Annotated in this window: 18 protein-coding genes, 1 rRNA gene and 1 other annotated feature; of the genes, 1 reads left to right on the forward strand and 18 read right to left on the reverse strand. The window is 31.6% G+C overall.

Features of this window, described 5'->3' with window-relative positions; translation table 11 throughout:
* From IBJ83_RS00005 to IBJ83_RS00090, 18 genes are all read right to left on the reverse strand, one after another.
* Window positions 1-267, reverse strand: a 16S ribosomal RNA gene (locus IBJ83_RS00005); the annotation flags it as partial.
* A 464-nt stretch (window positions 268-731) separates the two neighbouring features.
* Entirely contained in the window at window positions 732-2,222 is a 1,491-nt protein-coding gene (gene glpK / locus IBJ83_RS00010; protein WP_201274835.1) for a glycerol kinase GlpK, read from the reverse strand.
* Between the two features lie 8 nt (window positions 2,223-2,230).
* Window positions 2,231-2,890 carry a hypothetical protein gene (locus IBJ83_RS00015; protein WP_201274836.1) on the reverse strand — a complete coding sequence of 220 codons (660 nt, stop codon included), beginning with the start codon at window positions 2,888-2,890 and terminating at the stop codon, window positions 2,231-2,233.
* Window position 2,891: 1 nt separating this feature from the next.
* Window positions 2,892-3,743 carry an ATP-binding cassette domain-containing protein gene (locus tag IBJ83_RS00020; protein ID WP_201274837.1) on the reverse strand — a complete coding sequence of 284 codons (852 nt, stop codon included), beginning with the start codon at window positions 3,741-3,743 and terminating at the stop codon, window positions 2,892-2,894.
* 2 nt (window positions 3,744-3,745) lie between these two features.
* Window positions 3,746-4,432 carry a 5'-methylthioadenosine/adenosylhomocysteine nucleosidase gene (locus tag IBJ83_RS00025; protein ID WP_201274838.1) on the reverse strand — a complete coding sequence of 229 codons (687 nt, stop codon included), beginning with the start codon at window positions 4,430-4,432 and terminating at the stop codon, window positions 3,746-3,748.
* 309 nt (window positions 4,433-4,741) lie between these two features.
* On the reverse strand, window positions 4,742-6,529 hold the full coding sequence (locus tag IBJ83_RS00030; RefSeq protein WP_201274839.1) for an oligopeptide ABC transporter substrate-binding protein: 1,788 nt from the start codon (window positions 6,527-6,529) through the stop codon (window positions 4,742-4,744).
* A 543-nt stretch (window positions 6,530-7,072) separates the two neighbouring features.
* The gene (locus IBJ83_RS00035) at window positions 7,073-8,839 is read right to left on the reverse strand and encodes an oligopeptide ABC transporter substrate-binding protein (RefSeq protein ID WP_201274840.1); all 1,767 of its coding nucleotides are present in this window, start codon (window positions 8,837-8,839) and stop codon (window positions 7,073-7,075) included.
* A 580-nt stretch (window positions 8,840-9,419) separates the two neighbouring features.
* On the reverse strand, window positions 9,420-10,334 hold the full coding sequence (locus tag IBJ83_RS00040; protein ID WP_201274841.1) for an ABC transporter permease: 915 nt from the start codon (window positions 10,332-10,334) through the stop codon (window positions 9,420-9,422).
* A gap of 16 nt (window positions 10,335-10,350) precedes the next feature.
* Window positions 10,351-11,307 carry an oligopeptide ABC transporter permease gene (gene opp4B, locus IBJ83_RS00045; protein WP_201274842.1) on the reverse strand — a complete coding sequence of 319 codons (957 nt, stop codon included), beginning with the start codon at window positions 11,305-11,307 and terminating at the stop codon, window positions 10,351-10,353.
* Between the two features lies 1 nt (window position 11,308).
* Window positions 11,309-12,244 (reverse strand): ATP-binding cassette domain-containing protein, encoded by a 936-nt coding sequence (locus IBJ83_RS00050; protein ID WP_068473234.1) that lies wholly within the window; start codon window positions 12,242-12,244, stop codon window positions 11,309-11,311.
* Window positions 12,244-13,248: an ABC transporter ATP-binding protein gene (locus tag IBJ83_RS00055; RefSeq protein WP_201274843.1), complete on the reverse strand. Its 1,005-nt coding sequence runs from the start codon at window positions 13,246-13,248 to the stop codon at window positions 12,244-12,246. The genes IBJ83_RS00050 and IBJ83_RS00055 overlap by 1 nt, the downstream gene beginning before the upstream one ends.
* A gap of 531 nt (window positions 13,249-13,779) precedes the next feature.
* Window positions 13,780-14,217 (reverse strand): MOSC domain-containing protein, encoded by a 438-nt coding sequence (locus IBJ83_RS00060; RefSeq protein ID WP_201274844.1) that lies wholly within the window; start codon window positions 14,215-14,217, stop codon window positions 13,780-13,782.
* On the reverse strand, window positions 14,198-14,701 hold the full coding sequence (gene moaC, locus IBJ83_RS00065; protein WP_201274845.1) for a cyclic pyranopterin monophosphate synthase MoaC: 504 nt from the start codon (window positions 14,699-14,701) through the stop codon (window positions 14,198-14,200). Before moaC ends, IBJ83_RS00060 begins: the two co-directional genes overlap by 20 nt.
* Window position 14,702: 1 nt before the next feature.
* Entirely contained in the window at window positions 14,703-15,644 is a 942-nt protein-coding gene (moaA, locus tag IBJ83_RS00070) for a GTP 3',8-cyclase MoaA (RefSeq protein ID WP_201274846.1), read from the reverse strand.
* A 22-nt stretch (window positions 15,645-15,666) separates the two neighbouring features.
* Entirely contained in the window at window positions 15,667-16,710 is a 1,044-nt protein-coding gene (locus IBJ83_RS00075; protein ID WP_201274847.1) for a sulfate/molybdate ABC transporter ATP-binding protein, read from the reverse strand.
* A gap of 19 nt (window positions 16,711-16,729) precedes the next feature.
* Window positions 16,730-17,392 carry a molybdate ABC transporter permease subunit gene (modB, locus tag IBJ83_RS00080; protein WP_068473250.1) on the reverse strand — a complete coding sequence of 221 codons (663 nt, stop codon included), beginning with the start codon at window positions 17,390-17,392 and terminating at the stop codon, window positions 16,730-16,732.
* 46 nt (window positions 17,393-17,438) lie between these two features.
* Window positions 17,439-18,272 (reverse strand): molybdate ABC transporter substrate-binding protein, encoded by an 834-nt coding sequence (modA, locus tag IBJ83_RS00085; RefSeq protein ID WP_201274848.1) that lies wholly within the window; start codon window positions 18,270-18,272, stop codon window positions 17,439-17,441.
* A gap of 200 nt (window positions 18,273-18,472) precedes the next feature.
* Entirely contained in the window at window positions 18,473-19,162 is a 690-nt protein-coding gene (locus IBJ83_RS00090) for a Crp/Fnr family transcriptional regulator (protein ID WP_201274849.1), read from the reverse strand.
* A 190-nt stretch (window positions 19,163-19,352) separates the two neighbouring features.
* Window positions 19,353-19,579: a binding site (T-box leader), on the forward strand.
* A 78-nt stretch (window positions 19,580-19,657) separates the two neighbouring features.
* On the opposite strand from IBJ83_RS00090, the gene brnQ reads away from it, so the two are divergent.
* Window positions 19,658-20,989, forward strand: a complete 1,332-nt coding sequence (gene brnQ, locus IBJ83_RS00095; RefSeq protein WP_201274850.1) for a branched-chain amino acid transport system II carrier protein — start codon at window positions 19,658-19,660, stop codon at window positions 20,987-20,989.
* The last annotated feature ends 57 nt before the right edge of the window (window positions 20,990-21,046 follow it).

Genomic DNA, 21,046 nt, shown 5'->3' on the forward strand with positions numbered 1-21,046 from the left:
CAACTAGCTAATCAGACGCGAGCCCATCTTACACCGATAAATCTTTGACCCCTTTACCATGCGGTTCTGTGGTCTCACGCGGTATTAATCGTCGTTTCCAACGGCTATCCCCCTGTGTAAGGTAGGTTGCTCACGCGTTACTCACCCGTTCGCCACTTTCATTCTATTTCCTATCCCGAAGGCTATTCCATAAAAATCACGTTCGACTTGCATGTGTTAAGCACGCCGCCAGCGTTCGTCCTGAGCCAGGATCAAACTCTCTATTAAAAGTTCGTCTGCTCTCGCTGACTTTTTGTTACACCAAATTATTGTTTTTCTTTGTACTCTCAAAGTTTCTATCACTGTTTACTTTTCTTGGTTCGTTGTCACTATCATTGCGACCTCTATATTATATCACTAACTTTTTGTCTTGTCAATACCTTTTTAAAAGTTTTTTTAAAGTTTTTTAAAGTTTTTTAAAGTTTTTAAAAAGTTTTACTAACAAGTTATTAATTCTATAACTCTTAAAGGCCTCCCCTCAAGTGCCTTAATATTATATCAGCCTTTACTCCTTCCGTCAATGCTCTTTTGGCATATTTTTTATCCTTTATTAAATTTTTTATGCTTTTTATTAAATTTTTTTTATGAAATAACATGGTTCTAGGGTGCCTTACTTTGTTTGTGCCTAAAGTTAAAGAAACCAATACTATAAACATCAACTAAAAAACGAGATGATTTACATCTCGTTCGTTTTAATCCCAATTTAATGTTCTTGATACAGCTTTATGCCAGCCTTTCAATTTTTCATCTCTAACCGTTTCATTCATTTTCGGTTCAAATTTTCTATCAAGTTCCCAAATTTTCTTTATTTCATCTGTACTTTCCCAAAAGCCGACTGCAAGTCCTGCAAGGAATGCACAGCCCATTGCAGTTGTTTCTAAAACTTTCGGTCTTGTAACTTCCGTATTCAACATATCGGATTGAAATTGTAATAAAAATCCGTTGGTGCTCGCTCCACCGTCAACTTTCAAATTTTGTATCTTTATATTTGTATCTTCTTCAATGCAATTAAAGACGTCAACGCATTGGTAGGCTATTGATTCCAAAGTGGCACGAATAATATGCTCTCTTTTCGTTCCCCTTGTAAGTCCGAACATCGCTCCTTTGGCGTTCATATCCCAATATGGAGCTCCAAGTCCGGTAAATGCCGGAACTATGTAAACTCCTTCAGTATCGTCAACTAAGTTTGCATATTGTTCGGATAGACTTGCATCGTAAAGCAATCTAAGTTCATCTCTTAACCATTGAATCCCTGCTCCTGCGATGAATATGCTTCCCTCTAAGGCATATGTTACTTCTCCGTTCAATCCCCAAGCAACTGTCGTTAAAAGTCCTTTTTTTGACTTCATCACTTCTTTTCCTATATTCATCAAAAGGAACGCTCCTGTTCCGTAAGTTATCTTCGCCTCAGCTTTTTCAAAACACGCTTGTCCGAACAATGCAGACTGTTGGTCGCCGATTACAGATGCAATAGGAATTTTTGCCCCTCCAAATGTGTATTCATCTGTATGTCCATAAACTTCACTTGAATTTTTAACTTCAGGTAACATCGCTTTTGGTATATTTAAAATCTCCAAGATTTCATCGTCCCATTGCAATGTATTTATATTGAAAAGCATAGTTCTTGAGGCGTTGGAAAAGTCGGTTATATGCACCTTACCTCTTGTCAAGTTCCAAACTATCCAAGTATCAACTGTACCAAAAAGAAGTTCTCCTCTTTCAGCCCTTTCTCTTGCTCCCTCTACATTGTCAAGAATCCATTTTATTTTTGTAGCCGAAAAATAGGCATCAAGTTTTAATCCGGTTTTTTCAAAAATTAAATCTTCATATCCCTTTTCTCTCAAATCCTCGCAAATCTCGGCAGTTCTTCTACATTGCCAAACAATCGCATTATATACAGGCTTTCCGGTTTCTTTTTCCCAAACAATCGTCGTTTCTCTTTGGTTTGTTATCCCAATCGCACGAACTTCTGTCGGTCTTATAAAGTTTTTTTCCAAAACTTCCCTACAAACTCCCGATTGTGTCGCCCAAATATCCATTGCATCGTGTTCAACCCAGCCGGCTTTTGGAAAAATTTGTCTAAATTCCTTTTGTGAAACGCCCTTTATATTTCCTAAATTGTCAAACAAAATCGCTCTTGAACTTGTCGTTCCTTGGTCAAGCGCTAATATATATCCGTCCATAAATCCTCCTAAGCTCTTATATCAACCTTCAAAATTATTCTTTTATTAATATAAGCAAGAAAAACTTGCAAAACAAAAACAACAACTAAAATCACAATTGACACTATATCATTATAGTACTTTTGAATAATTGGATAAATAAATCTATATGAATAGGCCAAGGCGATAAAAATAAAAGAGTAAATGTATCTATAAAAAGTTTTATTTATGCCTTTTCCCTTTTTTATAGAGATACTTTTGTAAATCAAATTCAAAAATGTAGATATTTCTGATACAAAATTTATAGAAAAATACACAACAGCCAAACGAATAATAGTGCCGGTATCTGTAATGTTAGAAATCAAATCTCCATAAAAAATTTCATACAAAACAAAAAGCAAAAAGAACAAAATATCGTAAATTATACAACTTAAAATCCTGATAGTACTTATCCTTTTTCTGCTACAACCATTTATAAACAAGTGATTGACTATATTTTTCTTCGAGAAGATATAAGTCAAAAAGCTTGCAACAAGTATCACCCAAAAAATTTCCACATCAAAATTGACATCTATATTTAAAAATTTAGTAAATTTTAAAAATACCAATTCAAACAAAACAGAAACTAAAATTCCCATTAAAAAAGTTTTAAATAGTAATTTTAAAGAAAGTGAAAGTCCTTTTTTCATACTAATGACCTCCTTCAACCATAGTAATAGCCTCGTAAATCTCTTTTAAAGATACAGTCCTACTACCATGCGCTCTAAGTTCGTCCTCATCTTTTGCTAAAATGTATGCAATTTTGAGTTTAGAAAAGTTTTTGAGAGTTCTAATCGCCAAGACATTTTTATCCTTAACAGCTGTACTTATGAGGTCAAGAGAGCCGGAAATCGAATAAACCATCTTTTCAAGCCTTTCACGACTTTCAAAAAGCACAACCTTTTTATCCTTTATTATAATTATATAGTCAAGATAGTCGAAGAAATAATTTACATTTTTGCTATGAATTATTGGAGTGTAGCCATTTCTCTTAACATTCCCCATAAGAATATCGCTAAGTTTTCTAATATCAAGACTTGAAAGTCCGATTTCAGGCTTATTGAAAAGCAAATATTTCTTTTTCATACAAATCGTAACGATAGTTTTAAAAATCGTACAATTTTGAACATTTTCCTCAGCCTTAAATTTCTTATCCAGCTCCAGCTTAAAAGAATCACAAAGCTCCAAAGCATAAGCCAAATCAAATTCATCATTAAAATCAGCAATAAAATTCAAAACCTGTCTTAGAGTGTATCCACTATAAAACTCCATTTTAGGACACATATATATCAAATCACGAGCATCTTCAGGCTCTTTCTCATCGATTAAAATAGTTCCATCATCTTTTAAAGTGTAATTACATAAAAGATTGAAAATCGTAGTTCCACCGGAATTAATCCTACCTAAAATGCCGTAAGCCTTCCCCTCTTCAATCTGTAAATTAAAATCCTCAATAGCAACAAATTTACCATAATTCTTTTTTAAGTTTTTAATTTCAATCATAGCTATATTTCCTTTATAATGTCTAAAATAATACTTTTAACCACCTTACTTGACTCTGCAACAAAAGTTTCAAAATCGCAGTCTGCCTCCTCATTTGCATTGTCGGAAATAGAACGCAAAGCCAAATACTTAACATTATTCAAATGGCAAGTATGCACGATTGAACAACTTTCCATTTCACAACAAAGTGAGTTAAAGTTCTTTTTAATTCTATCCTTTATTTCTTTTTTAGCAACAAAAATATCTCCCGTCGCTATAATCCCTTTAAAAATCTTGTCCTCAGACAAAACCTTTTTAGCCTTTTCATAAGAAAGGTCAACAAGCCTTTTATCTGCAATGAATTTAACGTCCCTAAGAGCAGGAATTTGTCCCATAGTGTAGCCTGCCTCAGTACAGTCAAAATCGTGGTAAAAATATTCAGTCCCTATAACCAAGTCCCCAATCTTTACAGCATCATCAGTAGAACCGGCAACTCCTATATTTATAATCGTATCAGGAGAAAAATTATCTATCATACTTTGAGTGTATATCGCAGAATTTACCTTACCAACACCACAAATACCAAGAACAACGTCCTTATCATAAATATTTGCAAGATAAAAAGTAAAACCTTTAACCACCTTCTTAGTTTCAATTTTATCTATAATTTCCATTAACTCCTCATTAAGAGCACTTATAATCCCTATCATATTTCCTCCTTGTATTCTTAATATTACTAATCATATTTTAATTATATCACAGTTTTCTTTTATACAATTAATTCAAAGTAAACTGATGAAATTAAAATAGGATTATTTCATAATCCTATTTTAATTATATCACAGTTGAAGTCTATAAAAAAGGGATATACATTGATTTTTTAGGCTTTTTTGATTTTTTTGTAGAAATTGGATATCTAAATTTTCACCTCATAGCATATAGCAAAGCAAAGTCCCCAACTTTAGCCAATTTCCCACAAAAAAAGTGCAGAATAATCTGCACTTTTAAAATTTTATTTTCTATTTATCCACTTCTGGAGCGTCTTTAGTTAATTCAATATCAGAAATTCTAAATGGAGCTTTATCTTTTTCTGGTAATGATACATCATGCTTTTTAACTCTGTTGTTTACAAATGCTTTTGTAGTGTAAGAGAAAGTTGGAATTACGATAGCTTCGTCAGCAACTAAGTATTGGCTAATTGCTTTGTAATGGTCTAATCTAACCTTAGGGTCAACATTGTCTAAAGTAACAACATCTTTTAATAATTTATCCAATTCAGGAGAAGCAAATCTCATCATATTGAAATTTTCATGTTTTCCATAGAATCCTGAAGGGTCAGGGTTAGTACCTGTATTCCAAGCTGCCATGTACATATCGATTTCTGGGTCATCAGCCATAAGCTTATCATAGAATGAGTTAAATTCGATTAATCTTCCTGTTGTAAGTTCAACGTCTAAACCGATTGATTTCCATTGTTGTATAAAGAAAGTAACAGTTGGTTCTTGAGTTGCTCCAGCTTGCATTGCAGCAAATTTAATCTTTAATGGTTTACCATTTTTATCTTCTCTTATTCCATCACCGTTTGTATCTTTGTATCCTGCTTCATCAAGAAGTTTTTTAGCTCCTTCTAAATCATAAGGGATACCTTTGAAGTCTTTATCATAAATTGTAGAAAAGAATGGTGGAATGATTTGGTATAGAGGATTACTTAAATTGTTAAGTAATTTCTTATTTATAGTATCTCTATCAACAACCATTGCCATTGCTTTTCTTAAGTTCTTATCAGCCATTTTAGCATTAGGGTCTGTTACAACTTCGTTCTTTTCTTTGTCCCATTTACCTAATTTGAATGAAATGTATTCATATCCACCTGCATAGTTAGTAGCAATTTTACCATTCTTTAATGATTTGAATTTTTCATATAAAGCTGAACCGAATGTATCGATAATATCATATTCACCGGATTTTGTTGCAGCAACTACTTGAGCTGATGGAACTAATTTAATTTGAAGTTTTGGAGTTTTTGGTTTTCCAAATGCATAATATGGGTTAGCTTCAGCTATAACTTGTTGTCCGGGTACGATTTCTTTAATTACATAAGCACCACATGATAAAGGATTCTTTCTTGTAGCGTCATGAGCTTCTTGTTCTTTAACAGGAATATCTTTAAAGATATGGTCTGGAACCGGGTTAAAAGGTATGCCTTTGCCCCAATATATTGAATGGTCAAATTCAATAAAGTTGATTTCTAAGTGTTTGTCATCAAGAACTTTAACACCAGATACATTATCTGCTTTTCCTTCATGATATTCTTTCATACCAACAACATTTTCGTAGTCAGAACCGAAACGAACACCTGTATAGTCTTTATGACCAATGATTAAGTAATATCTTAAAAAGTCCTTTGCAGTAACAGGAACACCATCACTCCAAGTCGCTTTTTCATGAATTGTAAGAATTGCTTTCTTTTCTTCCGGTTTGTATTCAAGCTTACCTTGACCGGTATCTCCATTTTTGAAGTCGGGGTCTGAATCAAAGAATCCTGCTTGACCTACCAATTCCATAATACGCATATCAAAACCGTCTTGAGCATAAGCCTCATGAAATACGCCTTTGAAAGGTGATTCTCCAATGATACCAATCTTTAAAGTACCATTTTCAATAGCAGTTCCTTCGTTTTCAACAACCGGATTTGGTTTAAATCCTTCAGCTTTCTTTTCTTCTTTTTTTCCGCCTTTAGCTCCACAACCTGAAAGTATCATTAAACTAGCTAAGGCTAAAGCTGTTAATTTTGATGCTTTTTTCATCATCATTCCTCCTTGAGAAAAATAAATATTTTCAAGATAAATCGTTTTCTAAGTTGTATAATACAAAAAAATCATACATACACATTAGATGAGCTAAAATCAACATCTAACAAACATATCTTATCTTTACATCAAAGATTATATCATATAAAAAATTAAAATAAAAGGCTTTTCCCGAAAAAAATAAAATTTAATCAATATTTTAAATTTGACTACTGTATTATCACTTAACTTAATCATTTAGATTTCTATTTTAAGTGCAAAAATTTAATAATAATAATGGCTTAATTTCAACGTTACAAATGTTTGTGTTTTTGTCAATTTTTTACAAAAATAAAATTTCTTTATTTTTTATAATCATTACATTTTTTTAACATTTATAACCGATTAACGTTATCATATATGATTTTAAAAAGTTTATATTCGGAAAATATTTTTCTAATGTAAAAAATAGGTTATTTAACTGATATACTCTCCTTAAGTTTAGCCAATTTTCCACAAAAAAAGAAACCACTTTCGTGGTTCCTTTTGGCCTTATTTTATTTATTTAACAGGTGCGTCCGCTGTTAATTCAACATCGAATAAACCAAAGTTCTTACCAGGAGTTGTATCCCATTTCTTAACTCTGTTATTTACAGCAACGATACCTTTTCTGAATAATGTAGGTACTACCGGTACATTTTCAAACATATAATTTGCAAATTCTTTGTATGCTTTTGATCTGTAATCTTTATCAACTGCTTCAAAAGAATTAATCTTATCTAAGATTTTATCTAATTCAGGAGTTGCAAATCTTGGGTAGTTAAATTGAGCTTTTCTTCCATAAAGACCTGTTGGGTTAGGGTTTGAGCCGGTTCCCCAAGCTGCTTGGTAAATATCTATTTCAGGGTCATCAGCTTTAACTTTTTCATAGAATGAGTTAAATTCTATAAGTCTTCCGGTAGTAAGTTCAACATCTAAACCAATTTGTTTCCATTGTTGGATATAGTATTGAGCTATAGGTTCAGCGATAGCACCACCAGACATTGAAGCGAATTTAATCTTAAATGGTTTGCCATTTTTATCTTCTCTTATTCCATCACCATTAGTATCTTTGTATCCTGCTTCATCAAGAAGTTTTTTAGCTTTTTCCATATCACAAGTATATCCTTTTAAAGACTCATCATAGAATTCTTTAAATTCAGGAATCATAAGTTGTGTTGCGTTTCTTCTTAAACCTTGGTAGAATTTTTCACCAACAGCGTCATTGTCAATCGCATAAGCCATAGCTTGACGTAATTTAACATCTGCCATTTTAGCATTAGGGTCTGTTACAACTTCTTCTTTTTCTTTATCCCATTTACCTAATTTAAATCCTATATAAGTGTAAGATAACTCATCTTTAACACCGATTTTAACATTCTTTAAATCTTTAACTTTGCTGTAAAGGTCGGAATTTAAACCAACAGTTAAATCATATTCACCTGATTGTAAAGCTGCAACGATTTGAGCTGATGGAACAATCTTCCAAACAACAGTTTTAACCTTTGGAGCACCTTTATAGTAATGAGGGTTAGCCTCAAAAACAACTTGTTGTCCCGGAACTACTTCTTTAATGTAGTATGGTCCAGGAGAAAGAGGATTCTTTCTAGTAATGTCATGTTCCTCTTGTTTCTTAACAGGAATGTCTTTTAACTTATGACTTGGAACAGGTTCAGGTGGAATTCCACCACCCCAAAGGATACTAGGGTTAAAAACTTTGAATGTAAGTTCAAATTTCTTATCACTTATAGTTTTAAAACCTGAAATTTCTTTTGCTTTTCCGTCGTGATATTCAACGATACCTTCAAGATTTTGCATATCATCGTCAAAACGAACGCCTGTATAATCTTTATCAGCTAGAATTTTGTAATATTCTAAAAAGTCTGCTGACGTTACAGGAGTACCGTCATTCCAAGTATATTTTTCATGAATAGTTACGATTGCTTTTCTTTCTTTTGGTAAAAATTCAATATCGGCTCCACCGCCATTTACTAATCTGTAGTTTTCATCAACAGCGAAAGTTCCATTTGTTGAGTATGTTAAAATTTCCATATCGGGATTACCACTGGCAAATGCTTGATGGAAAATTCCAGTAAATGGTGAATCACTTATGTATGCAATCTTAAGAGTTGCATCTTTAACAGGTGTTCCTTCATTTTCAACAACTAATTGATCTTGAACACCAACTTTTTTCTCTTCTTTCTTCTTTTCTCCAGTTTTACTACCACAAGCAGTAAATAAAAATGTTGTTGCTAAGGCCAAAGCAACGACTTTAGATAATTTTTTCATATCTTAATCCCCCTTTATGTATTAACACAATTTCATCGTGATATGCAGAAATCGGTAAAATGCGTTATCAACATCTCACTTTATTGTGTTTTATAGAAGATATAAAATTAAGAAGTATTTTACACTTCTTTTGTATTTCTTCTATTTAACTTTATCATATTATACTACAAATAAATATTTTTTGCAATACCTTTTTGAAAAAAATTGTAAATTTTTTTAACTTTTCTTTTATCTATGGAATAAATTAGAACAAATATTTGTTAATGTTGTGGTTTTTAGAACTTTAGTAAGGTTTTTGAGGTTGAAGTTAGGTATAAATTCATGTTTAAGTGATACAACTTTTTGGACAAGTATAATTCCGATTTAATTGTAAGGCAACAAATCTTTTGGATTTTTACCCTAGTTGTGTTCTATCATCAATTTTTATCTTAAATTATGTGTTCACTGCGTAGTAGGGATTTCATTTACCCTTCCACCATTTATACAAAGGTAATGGAATGTATCTAAATATATAACTTAAAAATGCAACAAAAAAGTCGTTGTTTCCAACGACTTTTTAAACTTTTTATTATCTTTATTTCTAACCTAATCTTTGTTTTGCATCTGATGCTCTTCTTAATGCTTGTCCAGCATAGTTGATTGAAAGCATTAGTACGAGTACTAACATTGATGCAGGGAACCAGATATACATTCTATCTCTTAATATTGTAGGGTCTAGCGCCTTATTAATAAGAGTTCCAAGTGATGGTGTTCCAGGTGGCAAACCGAATCCAAGGAATGTAAGTCCAATTTCAATACCCATATTTCCTGCTAATCCTAAGATTGCATCAATGATTAGGATTGAGCTGATATTTGGTAATATTCCTCCAACCATTATTTTCCATGATGGTGTTCCCATTGTCTTTGATGCGCTTATATAGTCACGTCTTCCTTCTGAAAGGGCTTTTGACCTAACAAGTCTGGCAATACCACACCAATAGAATACACTCATGATGAATACAAATGTAACCATATTGTATGATGGAACTAATGTTACGAATACGATGATAATCATAAGAACTGGTAATACTTGGATAAAGTCTATAATTCTCATTATGATATTATCTACTATACCACCGTAGAATCCGATAATCAAACCAACAATTATACCTGTAACTGTTGTTAAGAAAGTTACTGATGAACCGATGATGATTGAGTTTCTAGTTCCGATGAAAAGTTGTCCTAGAAGTGGACGTCCTGCTTGGTCAGTTCCTAAGAAGTATCCTTCTTCTCCAGGTCTTAAGAATGAGTCCATAAGGTTTACTCTCATAACATCTTCTAAGTTGAAGAACAAACTTCCGATAAATACTGTTAATAGTATTAATACAAACACTCCAAGTGAAAATGTTGCTAATTTATCTTTTCTAAATTCCCTAACAATTACTTTAAATGCACTAGGTGTAACATTTTTCTTATCTAGGGAAGTATCTTTTTTCATTTCTTTTTCTTTACTCATTTTATCACTCCCCCTATTATTCTATTCTTATTCTTGGGTCAACTATACTCATAATGATGTCTGATAACAAACTTCCTAGTAAAGTTAAAAATCCAAAAATCATAATCAATGCTGTTAATACTGAATAATCTCTTGATAGTACAGCTTCGATGAATAATTTACCCATTCCAGGATAACCGAATATTGTTTCCATAAATACAGAACCTGAAATCAAACCAGTTATTTGAAAACCGAAGAATGCAGCGATTGGTAAAAGTGAATTTCTAAAGATATGATGTGAATACACTTTATCGATAGGTACACCTTTACTTCTTGCAGTTCTTACATAGTCAGAACTCTTTGCATCTATAATTTCATTTCTTAAATATTGAACAGTTCCTGTTGTAGCAATTAAAGCGTAACAAATTGCAGGTAACAACATATGATGTAATCTATTTAATATATAAGAAAAACCTGATAATCCCGGGTCAACTGAACCTGATGCTGGGAACCAATGCAATGTATATGCAAATAACAGAATCATTAACAAATAGAAAATGAATCCAGGAATCGCATAGGTTACAAAGTTGTAGAATGTAACTGCTTTATCAAATTTTGAACCACTATATCTACCTGATAAAATACCTAGTGGTAATGCTAATGTGTACATAAATATCAAACAAAGTAATGCTAACCAGAAAGTATTTCCGATTCTTTGTCCTAAAAGAGCTGATACAGACATTTTAAATGTATAGCTTGTACCGAAATCTCCATGGAACATATTTGTAATCCATCTCCAATATTGTTGGTACCATGGGTCATAGAAACCATATTTTATTCTTAATGCTTCTATTTGTTTAGGGTCAGTTGTCGGAGTAATCATTCCTGTGAATGGGTCTCCCGGCATTAATTTAGCTAAAATAAACACTAAAATACTTAATATTACTAATTGAGGTATCATTAGAAGGAATCTTCTTAATACGGTTTTCCACATATTATTTTACCTCCTTTTTTGCTACATAGTGAGTATCTGAAAGTTTAATTAAGTCGAATACTTTACCATTTTCATCATAATACTCTTTTTCTAAAGCTTTATATTCTTCTTCTACTTTTATTCTGTTAGCGATTAATTCGTCTTTAACTCTTGGGTCAGTTCCAGGGATTGCAGCGATTAATCTCTTAGTGTAGATATGTTGTGGATTTTTGTAGATATCTTCCTTTGTTCCTCTTTCAACAAGTCTTCCTCTGTACATAATGTTGATATAATCACACATATGTTTTACAACCCCAAGGTCGTGAGAAATGAAAAGGTAAGATAAACCTAAATCCTTTTGAATCTTTTTCATAAAGTTCAATACTTGCGCTTGAACTGAAAGGTCAAGTGCTGAAACAGGTTCGTCAGCGATGATAAGTCTAGGATTTAAACTTATAGCTCTGGCAACACCTATTCTTTGTCTTTGTCCACCGGAAAACTCGAATGAATATTTATACAAAGCATCTTCCGGCATACCAACTATATCTAAAAGTTCTAAAATTCTCTTTCTTTCTTCAGTTACAGTCATCTTTTCAAAGTTTCTTAAAGGTTCTCCAATGATGTCTATAACTCTTTTCTTAGGGTCTAAGCTCGCCATATTATCTTGGAAAATCATTTGAACATCTCTTGTAAATTCTTTATCTTTTCTTACCATTCTTTTAGTAAGGTGTTTTCCGTCAAAAATAATTTCTCCACTTGTAATCTTTTCAAGACCGATTATAGATTTACCGATAGTACTCTTACCACTACCACTTTCTCCTATAAGTCCATAAGTTTTTCCCTTTTCAATAAACATATCAACACCGTCAACAGCATAAACATAGTCTATAATCTTATTGAAAAAACCTCCCCTGATTGGGTAGTGAACTTTTAGGTTTTTAATTTCTAAAAAGCTCATTAATTATCCCCCTTTTCATTAAAATGAAAATTTTTGTAACAAGTACATCTTACAAAATGTCCCGGTGCAACTTCGTGCATTGTCGGATTTTCTTCGTGTTCTTCATCTTTTATCCAAGGGATTCTAGCTTTAAATCTACAACCTTGTCTTGGTAAATTTTTAAGTGAAGGAACCATTCCCTGTATAACATATAAATCTTCATCATCTGCATCCATTTGAGGAATACTGTTTAATAAACTTCTTGTGTATGGGTGCTTTGGATTTGTAAATAGCTCTAAAACAGGTGCCTGTTCAACAATTTGTCCTGCATACATTACACAAACTCTATCTGCAAGTTGAGCAACAACTCCCAAATCGTGAGTAATCAAAATAATTCCGGCATTAATTTCCTTTTGAATAGAAACCAAAAGGTCTAGTATTTGTGCTTGAATTGTTACGTCAAGTGCAGTTGTCGGTTCATCGGCTATAATAATCTTTGGCTTACAAGCAAGTGCAATAGCGATGATAACCCTTTGTCTCATACCACCTGATAATTCATGTGGATATTGTCTAGCAACACGAGGAGGATTAGGAATACCTACTTGTTCAATCAATTCTAAAACTCTAGCATTTCTCTCTTCAGCATTCATTTTTGTATGATAAATCAAACCTTCCTCGATTTGTTTTCCAATTCTTTGTAAAGGATTTAAAGATGAAAGTGGATCTTGGAAAATCATTCCAATACCTTCTCCTCTAATTTCATTAAATTCTTTTTCTGACAAACCTACTAAATTCTTTCCTTCAAAAATAATCTCGCCTGTTGAACGAGTGAAGTTCGGATTATGTAAACCCATAATAGTAGTAGCTAAAGTTGATTTACCACAACCACTTTCCCCTACTATCGCTAGTACTTCATCAGAGAATAATTTCATATCAACGCCATCTACTGCGTCAAAATATTCATCACGGATTCTAAAACTTGTATGTAAGTTCTTTACTTCCAAAAGTAATTCTTTTTCATCCATTGATACTCTCCCCCTAAACTTGTGTTTTAGTATTATTCTCTATAAAATCATAAATACATTCAAAGCATTACTACATTTACGTAACAAGCTAAAGTTAAAAGAAATAAAAACTGAACTAAAATTTAAAAAATAAAAATTTTAGCAAAAAAATAAATTTCTTTAAAAGATAAAAATTAAATCGTTTTTTATCAATAAATGTATTTATGTTATAAATTTAGTTATAATTATACAATATTTATGAAGAATAATCAAGTACCTTGAAAACATTTTTAAAGTTTATTGTTCAAAATAATACATACTTTTCCATTTGTATATTTATTCATTTTTGCCCTTGATTTTTAGAAAAAAATTCATTTCTAATATCAATTTATCTAACTAACAAGCAACTTTCAACGGTTTATCTTGGTGCAATGTAAAAAGTTTTTTGAATAAAATTACAAATTGAAAAAATTTACACAAACAAGATTATAAAAATTTTTTTATTTTAAAATTTAGTTCTATATTAATTTATCTATACAAAAAAAGAACTGCCTAAACAGTTCCTTCTACGATTTGAATTTTATCTTCTGCTTTTATTTTCCCACCTTTGATTACTTTTGTAAAAATTCCCTCTCTCGGCATTACACAGTCGCCAACCAAATGTCTGATTTCACAGCCTAGATGGCATTCCTTTCCTATTTGTGTAACTTCAAGAGTACATTCGCCAATTTTTAAAATCGTTCCTATCGGTAATTTATACAAAACAATTCCTTCCGTTAAGATATTTTCTGCAAAATCTCCTGCTGAAAGTTCGGGAAGTTTCTTTTTCATTTCTTCCATACTTTCAACTCCAAGCAAACTTACTTGTCTATGCCATTTTCCTGCGTGAGCATCGCCGTCTATTCCGTAATCTTCTATTAATTCTATGTACTCTACGGGATGTTTTTTCGTTCCCTTTTTTTCGCTTATACTAACTGCTAAAACTTTCATCTTTCCCCCTTATAAAATCTCCACTTTTACCACCGGATTTTTCCAACAGTTTTATATCCGTTATTTCAATATCTCTTTGAACAGCCTTACACATATCATATATCGTCAAAGCTGTAATCGAAACGGCAGACAAAGCCTCCATTTCAACCCCTGTTTCTCCGACACATTTTGTAGTCGCAATGATTTCTATCTCAAAATTTTCGTAATTCATATTAAATTCAATATCGACACCGACCAAGTTTATCGGGTGGCACATTGGAATAATATCGGAAGTTTTTTTTGCTCCCATAATTCCAGCAACTTGTGCAACGGCTAGAACATCACCCTTTTTCGCCTTTTTGTTTACAACGATATTAAAAGTTTCTTCATTTAATCTAACTTTTGCAAATGCCTTTGCAATTCTTTTTGTCTTTTCCTTTTCGCCAACATCGACCATTTTTGCACGACCTTGATCATTAATATGAGTTAAAACTTTTTCTTCCATTCTATCCTCCGATTTTGTTCATATCTCTTGTACTTTCACTTTTTCCATCTTCAAGATGATGTTTTTCAGGTTTTTCGTAAATTCCTTTTTTAAAAATTTCTTCTAATTCTTTGCCACTAAGCCCTTTAAGATTTATTTCATCTCTTGAATGTAGGCAAGGCTTTAGTTTCCCGTCGCTTGTAAGTCTTATACGATTGCAATCTTCACAAAAAGAGCAACTTATTGGACTTATAAGACCGACTTTCCCCTTATAGCCTTTTATTTTATAAATTTTTGCAACGCCTGACACTCCTTCAAACTCCAAATCAGGAATTTTATCTAAAACAATCTTGTTTGAAATGAATTTATCCTTACTCCAATTTGCACTTTCACCTATTTGCATAAGCTCAATGAAACGCACTTCTATATCATAATCTTTGGTTAAATTCACAAAATTTTCTACCTCATCATCATTAAAGCCACCGATTAGAACGACATTAAGCTTTACCTTAAAACCTTTTTCAATCGCATAAAAAAGACTCTCCATAGCTTTGTCAAAATCATTTCTTCGAGTTATATCATTGTACTTCTCTTTTACCAAAGTGTCAAGACTAAAATTTATTCTTCTAACCTTATTTTCAAAAAGTTCATCTGCCATAGCTTTTAGATGAACTCCATTTGTCGTTATTGCAATATCTTCTATTTTATCAATTTTAGAAATTTCTTTACACAAATTAATAAAACCGCGACGAACCAAAGGTTCCCCGCCTGTCAACCTAATTTTTTTTATTCCGTTTTTCGATGCTATTTTAACTATTTCAACAATTTCTTCAATGGATAGAATATCACTATGACAAAGCCTTTCAACCCCACTTTCGGGCATACAGTATTTACATCTAAGATTACACAAATCGGTAACTGAAATTCTAAGGTAGGTGATATTTCTTCCAAATCTATCTTTCATATAATCTCCTATCTCGATTTATTTAATTATTTTTCTCTTCAAGCAAAATTAAATCTTCTTTTTTAAAAGTTATAAAAAGATTTTTTTCGTTTTCAACCTTTTTCCAAATATCCTTTGTTACTTCAACCCTTATGGATTTTCTTGCACCTTTTTTACGAACTAGGATTATATAATTAAATACATCTTCAATAACCTTATCAACTTCAACTTCAAATGAATTTTTATCTGACTTTATAAATTCAATAAAGTGAGCACGAATTCCTAAAAGTTTATGATTTTCTAAAATTGCATCGCTAGTTTCAAGTTCAACATTCCAATCTTTTGCAAAAAGTCTATTTTCTGAAATTCTTTCAATTTCGGAAAAGTTTTTGCAACCTGAAATAAGGCAGGACGAAAAAGTTTTTGGATTTTTAAAAAGCTCTTTTTTTTGCATAAGCTCTTCGCTTTTTCCACTTGACATTACACAAATTTCCTTACAAAGTCTATAGACTTCTTCTCTACTATGTGAAACTAAAATTGTAGGAATTTTATATTTTCTTAACACTTCCCCAACTTCCAATTCTATTTTCCATTTCAAATAGTCGTCCAAGGCAGAAAAAGGTTCATCTAAAAGTATAATTTCCGGCTTATTTATAAGTAATCTCGCAAGAGCAACTCTTTGCTTTTCTCCACCAGAAATTTCATAAATTTTTTTATCTTTTAAATGAGAAATCCTCATCTCTTCAAGTTTTTCTATAATGAATTTATCAAAATTCTCTTTTTCTCTTATACCCACTTTAATATTTTCATATACATTCATATTTGGAAAAAGGGCATAATCTTGAAATAAATAACCTATTTTTCTATCCTTTGGAGAAATATTTATCTTTTTTTCAGAGTCGAATAGTACTCTATCATTTAATATAATTCTTCCTTTATCGGGTTTTTCAATTCCTGCAATACATTTTAAAGTAAGACTTTTTCCACTTCCTGACGCTCCCAAAAGTCCCATTATTTCATTGTCAAATTCAAATTTCGTTCTTAAATTAAATTTTCCAAAATTCTTTTCAATATCAACATAAATCATAAATTACTCCAATTTTTATTTAATCTTTAACCGCTTTCTTTTCCAACATATTTATAACGACAAGAACTGTAAATGAAATTACAACATTTACAAGCACCCATCTATAAGCCAAAGCGTCATTTCCCGTTCTCCAAAGTTGATAAACAGTTGTTGAAATTGTTGCCGTATCGTTTGGAGTGTAGCCTGAAACCATACTTGTCGCTCCATATTCTCCCAAGGCTCTTGCAAAACTTAAAACAAGTCCCGCTAAAATACCCTGTTTACAATTAGGTAAAGTAATTCTCCAAAAAATCCAAGTATTACTCTTTCCAAGTGTTTGAGCAACATATTTTAAATTCATATCGAAATTTTGAAAAGAACTTCTGGCTATTCTATACATTAGAGGAAAAGTTACGACTACAGTTGCAAAGATTGCAGAATACCAGTTCATAACAAGTCTTATTGAAAATTTTTCCAAGAAAAAACTTCCGATTGCACTTCTCGGAGATAATAATCTCAAAATGAAAAATCCGATAACCGTCGGTGGTAATACTAAAGGAAGTGTTAGGATAACATCCAAAATTCCCCTTACAAATCTATTAAGTTTTGAAATATAATATGCCAAGAATATACCGATAAAAAAAGTTATCACAGAAGATATTAATGCAATTCTCAGCGAATTTAAAAGAGGATAAAGATCCATAAACACTTCCCTTTCGTACTACTATTTTTTAAAAATATTTTTTAAATTATTTTGCTATTGCAAAGCCAACTTTTTCAAAAATTGCCTTACATTCATTGCCTTTTAAGAATTCTAAAAATTCTTTAGCTTCTTTTGCATTCTTAGAATTTTTCAAAACTGCTGCAGGATATAAAACAGGAGTCTTAATCATTCCTTCTTTTGCAGTAGCAACAACTTCAAGTCCTGCTGAATAAGCATCAGTTGCATAAACTATACCACAACTTGCAACGCCTTCTTTAACCCAAGTTGTAACTTCTTTCACATTGCTACCTAAAGTAACTTTTGGTTGAATTTTTTCCCAAATGTTTAAATTTTTCAAAAGTTCTTCGGAATATTGTCCAACAGGAACATCAGAGTTTCCAAGCGCAATTTTTGTGATATTATCATTTGCTAAATCTTCAAATTTTTCAACTTTTGCAGGATTTCCCTTAGCAACTGCAAGTACAACTTTATTTTCTAAAAGATTAAATCTACTCGCCTCATCAATAACAACTTTCGCGTCCGCTGTTTTAGTTTTATCTAAAGCATTCATTTGTTTTTGAGCTGCTGAGATAAAAATATCAGCTTGTGCACCTTGTTCAATTTGTTTCTTTAATGTACCTGAAGAATCAAAAGTATAAACTAATTCAATATTCTTATGTTTTTCTTCATATACTTTTTTGATTTGTTCCATTGTTTCAGTCATTGAAGCTGCAGCAAAAACTGTAATTTTTTTCTTTTCAGTGCCTTCTTTTTTTTCAACCTTTGTTTCTTTCTTAGGTTCTGCTTGTTTTGGAGAACAAGCTCCTAACATTCCAACTGCCAAAGTCAGAACTAAAAATTTTTTTAAAAATCCCTTCATATAAATCTCCTTTTAAAATTTATTTGACTTTTATTAGTCAACTAAATTTTAACACCTAAAAAGAAATAAGTCAATAACTAAGGTTGAGTTATCTTAAAAAAAATCTAACGATATTTGTAAAAATAATCAATCAGTAAATTTTTTTATTTCTTTCAGAAATACTATTATCATTTTTTTACAAAAAAAGAGATAATTTTCCATTATCTCTCTAGTATATTTTTTAAGTAATCTACATCTTTTATTAGTATTTTTTTTGTTTCGATAAGCTCGATAACTCCATTTGCATTTAGTTCTGCAAGTTTACGAGTTACGGTTTCTCTTGTTAGTCCTGCAAAGGATCCCATATTTTCACGGCTTATATTTAATTCCAGTAAAATTCCGTCAATTTTTTTTACACCAAAATTTCTTGCAAGGCTTAGCAATAGAGATGCAACCTTTAGCTCTGCTCTATTTTCTATAAGTCTTGTTACCAAATCTTCTGCATGTCGTATTCTTAAAAATGACTCCTCTAAAAATTTTATCGTAACCTTTGGATATTTACTTATAATTTTGTCAAAACATTCCCTTGAAAGTGAAATTACCAAAGTATCCTCAATAGCTTGTCCGTAGTAAATATATGCTGTCCTCTTTAAAAGATTAAGTCCACCGATGAAATCATCTTTTTGATAAATATATAGCATTTGCTCAATCCCTGAATTGCTTATAGTAAAAACTTTTATCTTCCCACTTGCTATAATATACATTGTTTCAGCCTTATCTTCCGGTTTAAACAAAAAAGCATTCTTTTTATATTTTAATATATTAAGTTCTTTTTTAAAATCATCAATTTCTTCATCAGATAAATCAGAAAAAATATTCAACTTTTGTAAATTTACATCTTGTTTCTTCATTTAAACCTCCTAAAACTTTTGTGTGTCAATAATTTTATCACTAAATACAAATAAAATCAACAGATGAACATAAATTTTCACTTTATAAAAATTAAACCAAAGTATCAATGTAATATTGTTAAGTTATTTTTAAGAAAATCACAAAAATATATTGACAAATATTTTTTTAAGTGGTAAAATATCTAACATAATAATAAATTTGAAAGAAAGAGTAGAAAATTGAAAGTTTCAGAGAGTTAGTGTTTGGTGAGAACTAATACGGAAGATTTTTGAAAATCATCTTTTTTAAAGGATTCGTGAATTAAGTAAGGAATCCCGCAGTGGTTTGCGTTACAAAAACCCGACATTGTTAGATGTTTGAGTGTTTCATTTTTTGAAAAAATAAGGTGGTACCGCGGAAAATATTTCGTCCTTTGTTCTATTAGAACAAAGGACTTTTTTATTGCGAAGAAACAACAAACAATACAATTTCAAATTCAAATTCAGGAGGTTTTTATGAAAAACAATTTATCAAAACAACAATTTTTTAGTGTAGCAATAATGCTATTCGGTTTATTTTTCGGAGCAGGAAATTTAATCTTCCCTCCTCTTCTTGGAAAGCAAGCGGGAAGTTCTGCTTTTCAAAGTCTAATTTTCTTCGGTATAACTGCCGTTGTATTTCCAATCTTGGGTGTTGTATGTGTCGCAAAGACAAAAGGTCTTTCAAATCTTGCCGGAAAAGTTGACAAATACTTTGCGATAATTTTTACAACAATGATTTATATGGCAATAGGGCCTGGACTTGGAATACCAAGAGCCGGAAGTTTACCTTTTGAAATGGCAGTTGCTCCATTTTTACCGGAAAATGTTTCAGTAAATCTTTCAAGACTTGTTTATACTTTTGTATTCTTCTTTGTCGCTTATTTGGTTTGCTTAAAGCCAAGCAAATTAGTTTCAAGAATGGGAAAATTTTTAACACCCTCTCTTCTACTTTTAATAACTATAATGTTTTTAGGCGTACTTTTTAAAAATCCAAATGCCGTAACAAGCCCTGTTGGAGATTATGCAAATTCTTCAACTGTTAAGGGATTTTTAGAAGGCTACAATACAATGGATACAATCGCAGCGTTAAACTTCGGTCTTGTAATCTCTCTTGCGATTAAATCTTTTCAAGTTGAGGACGAAAACAAAGTTGTAGGTTATACTGTTAAGGTTGGTTTGGTGTCCGGCGCTTTCCTTTTTGTAATCTACGCAATGCTTGCATACATCGGAATGACAACTTCAGGCTTGACTGAAAATGCAAAAAACGGTGCTGAAATCTTAACAACTGTTTCTCAATATGTTTTTGGTAAATTTGGAATTGTATTACTTGCAAGTATCTTTACTCTTGCTTGTCTTACAACTTGTATCGGACTTATAACAAGTATAAGTAAATATTTTGAGGGCTTAACAAAGGAAAAAGTTTCATATAGTAAATGGATAATTTTTTGGACTTTAGCATCATTTTTAGTTGCAAATTTTGGACTTAACACTATCCTAAAAGTTTCCGTTCCGGTTTTAATTGCGATTTATCCTGTTTCAATAACTTTAATATTACTTGGACTTACTGAAAAATATTTTTCATACAATAAGTTCACATACAGACTAATCTGTTATGTCGTAACATTCATAGCCGTTGTAGAATCCCTACAAAGCGTAAATATAAACCTACCTCTTATTACAAATCTAGTTTCAAGACTTCCGCTTTACAACTTAAGTCTTGGCTGGGTTATCCCGATGATAATTGCCTGGTTTATAGGACTTAGCTCAAAAGTTTTGGAAAGCAAAAGCGACAAAGTTTTTGAATAAATGAATTACTATTCAAATAAAAAGAAAGTTTTTATAGAAGATATTTTAAAAATAACC

It is taken from the genome of Parvimonas parva (assembly GCF_016552165.1).
In the GTDB taxonomy this organism is placed as follows: domain Bacteria; phylum Bacillota; class Clostridia; order Tissierellales; family Peptoniphilaceae; genus Parvimonas; species Parvimonas parva.

Bases quoted from the DNA above. Each gene is read 5' to 3' on its own strand.
- glpK (WP_201274835.1), bottom strand. From the start codon at position 2,222: ATGGACGGATATATATTAGCGCTTGACCAAGGAACGACAAGTTCAAGA.
- IBJ83_RS00015 (WP_201274836.1), bottom strand. From the start codon at position 2,890: ATGAAAAAAGGACTTTCACTTTCTTTAAAATTACTATTTAAAACTTTT.
- IBJ83_RS00020 (WP_201274837.1), bottom strand. From the start codon at position 3,743: ATGATTGAAATTAAAAACTTAAAAAAGAATTATGGTAAATTTGTTGCT.
- IBJ83_RS00025 (WP_201274838.1), bottom strand. From the start codon at position 4,432: ATGATAGGGATTATAAGTGCTCTTAATGAGGAGTTAATGGAAATTATA.
- IBJ83_RS00030 (WP_201274839.1), bottom strand. From the start codon at position 6,529: ATGAAAAAAGCATCAAAATTAACAGCTTTAGCCTTAGCTAGTTTAATG.
- IBJ83_RS00035 (WP_201274840.1), bottom strand. From the start codon at position 8,839: ATGAAAAAATTATCTAAAGTCGTTGCTTTGGCCTTAGCAACAACATTT.
- IBJ83_RS00040 (WP_201274841.1), bottom strand. From the start codon at position 10,334: ATGAGTAAAGAAAAAGAAATGAAAAAAGATACTTCCCTAGATAAGAAA.
- opp4B (WP_201274842.1), bottom strand. From the start codon at position 11,307: ATGTGGAAAACCGTATTAAGAAGATTCCTTCTAATGATACCTCAATTA.
- IBJ83_RS00050 (WP_068473234.1), bottom strand. From the start codon at position 12,244: ATGAGCTTTTTAGAAATTAAAAACCTAAAAGTTCACTACCCAATCAGG.
- IBJ83_RS00055 (WP_201274843.1), bottom strand. From the start codon at position 13,248: ATGGATGAAAAAGAATTACTTTTGGAAGTAAAGAACTTACATACAAGT.
- IBJ83_RS00060 (WP_201274844.1), bottom strand. From the start codon at position 14,217: ATGAAAGTTTTAGCAGTTAGTATAAGCGAAAAAAAGGGAACGAAAAAA.
- moaC (WP_201274845.1), bottom strand. From the start codon at position 14,701: ATGGAAGAAAAAGTTTTAACTCATATTAATGATCAAGGTCGTGCAAAA.
- moaA (WP_201274846.1), bottom strand. From the start codon at position 15,644: ATGAAAGATAGATTTGGAAGAAATATCACCTACCTTAGAATTTCAGTT.
- IBJ83_RS00075 (WP_201274847.1), bottom strand. From the start codon at position 16,710: ATGATTTATGTTGATATTGAAAAGAATTTTGGAAAATTTAATTTAAGA.
- modB (WP_068473250.1), bottom strand. From the start codon at position 17,392: ATGGATCTTTATCCTCTTTTAAATTCGCTGAGAATTGCATTAATATCT.
- modA (WP_201274848.1), bottom strand. From the start codon at position 18,272: ATGAAGGGATTTTTAAAAAAATTTTTAGTTCTGACTTTGGCAGTTGGA.
- IBJ83_RS00090 (WP_201274849.1), bottom strand. From the start codon at position 19,162: ATGAAGAAACAAGATGTAAATTTACAAAAGTTGAATATTTTTTCTGAT.
- brnQ (WP_201274850.1), top strand. From the start codon at position 19,658: ATGAAAAACAATTTATCAAAACAACAATTTTTTAGTGTAGCAATAATG.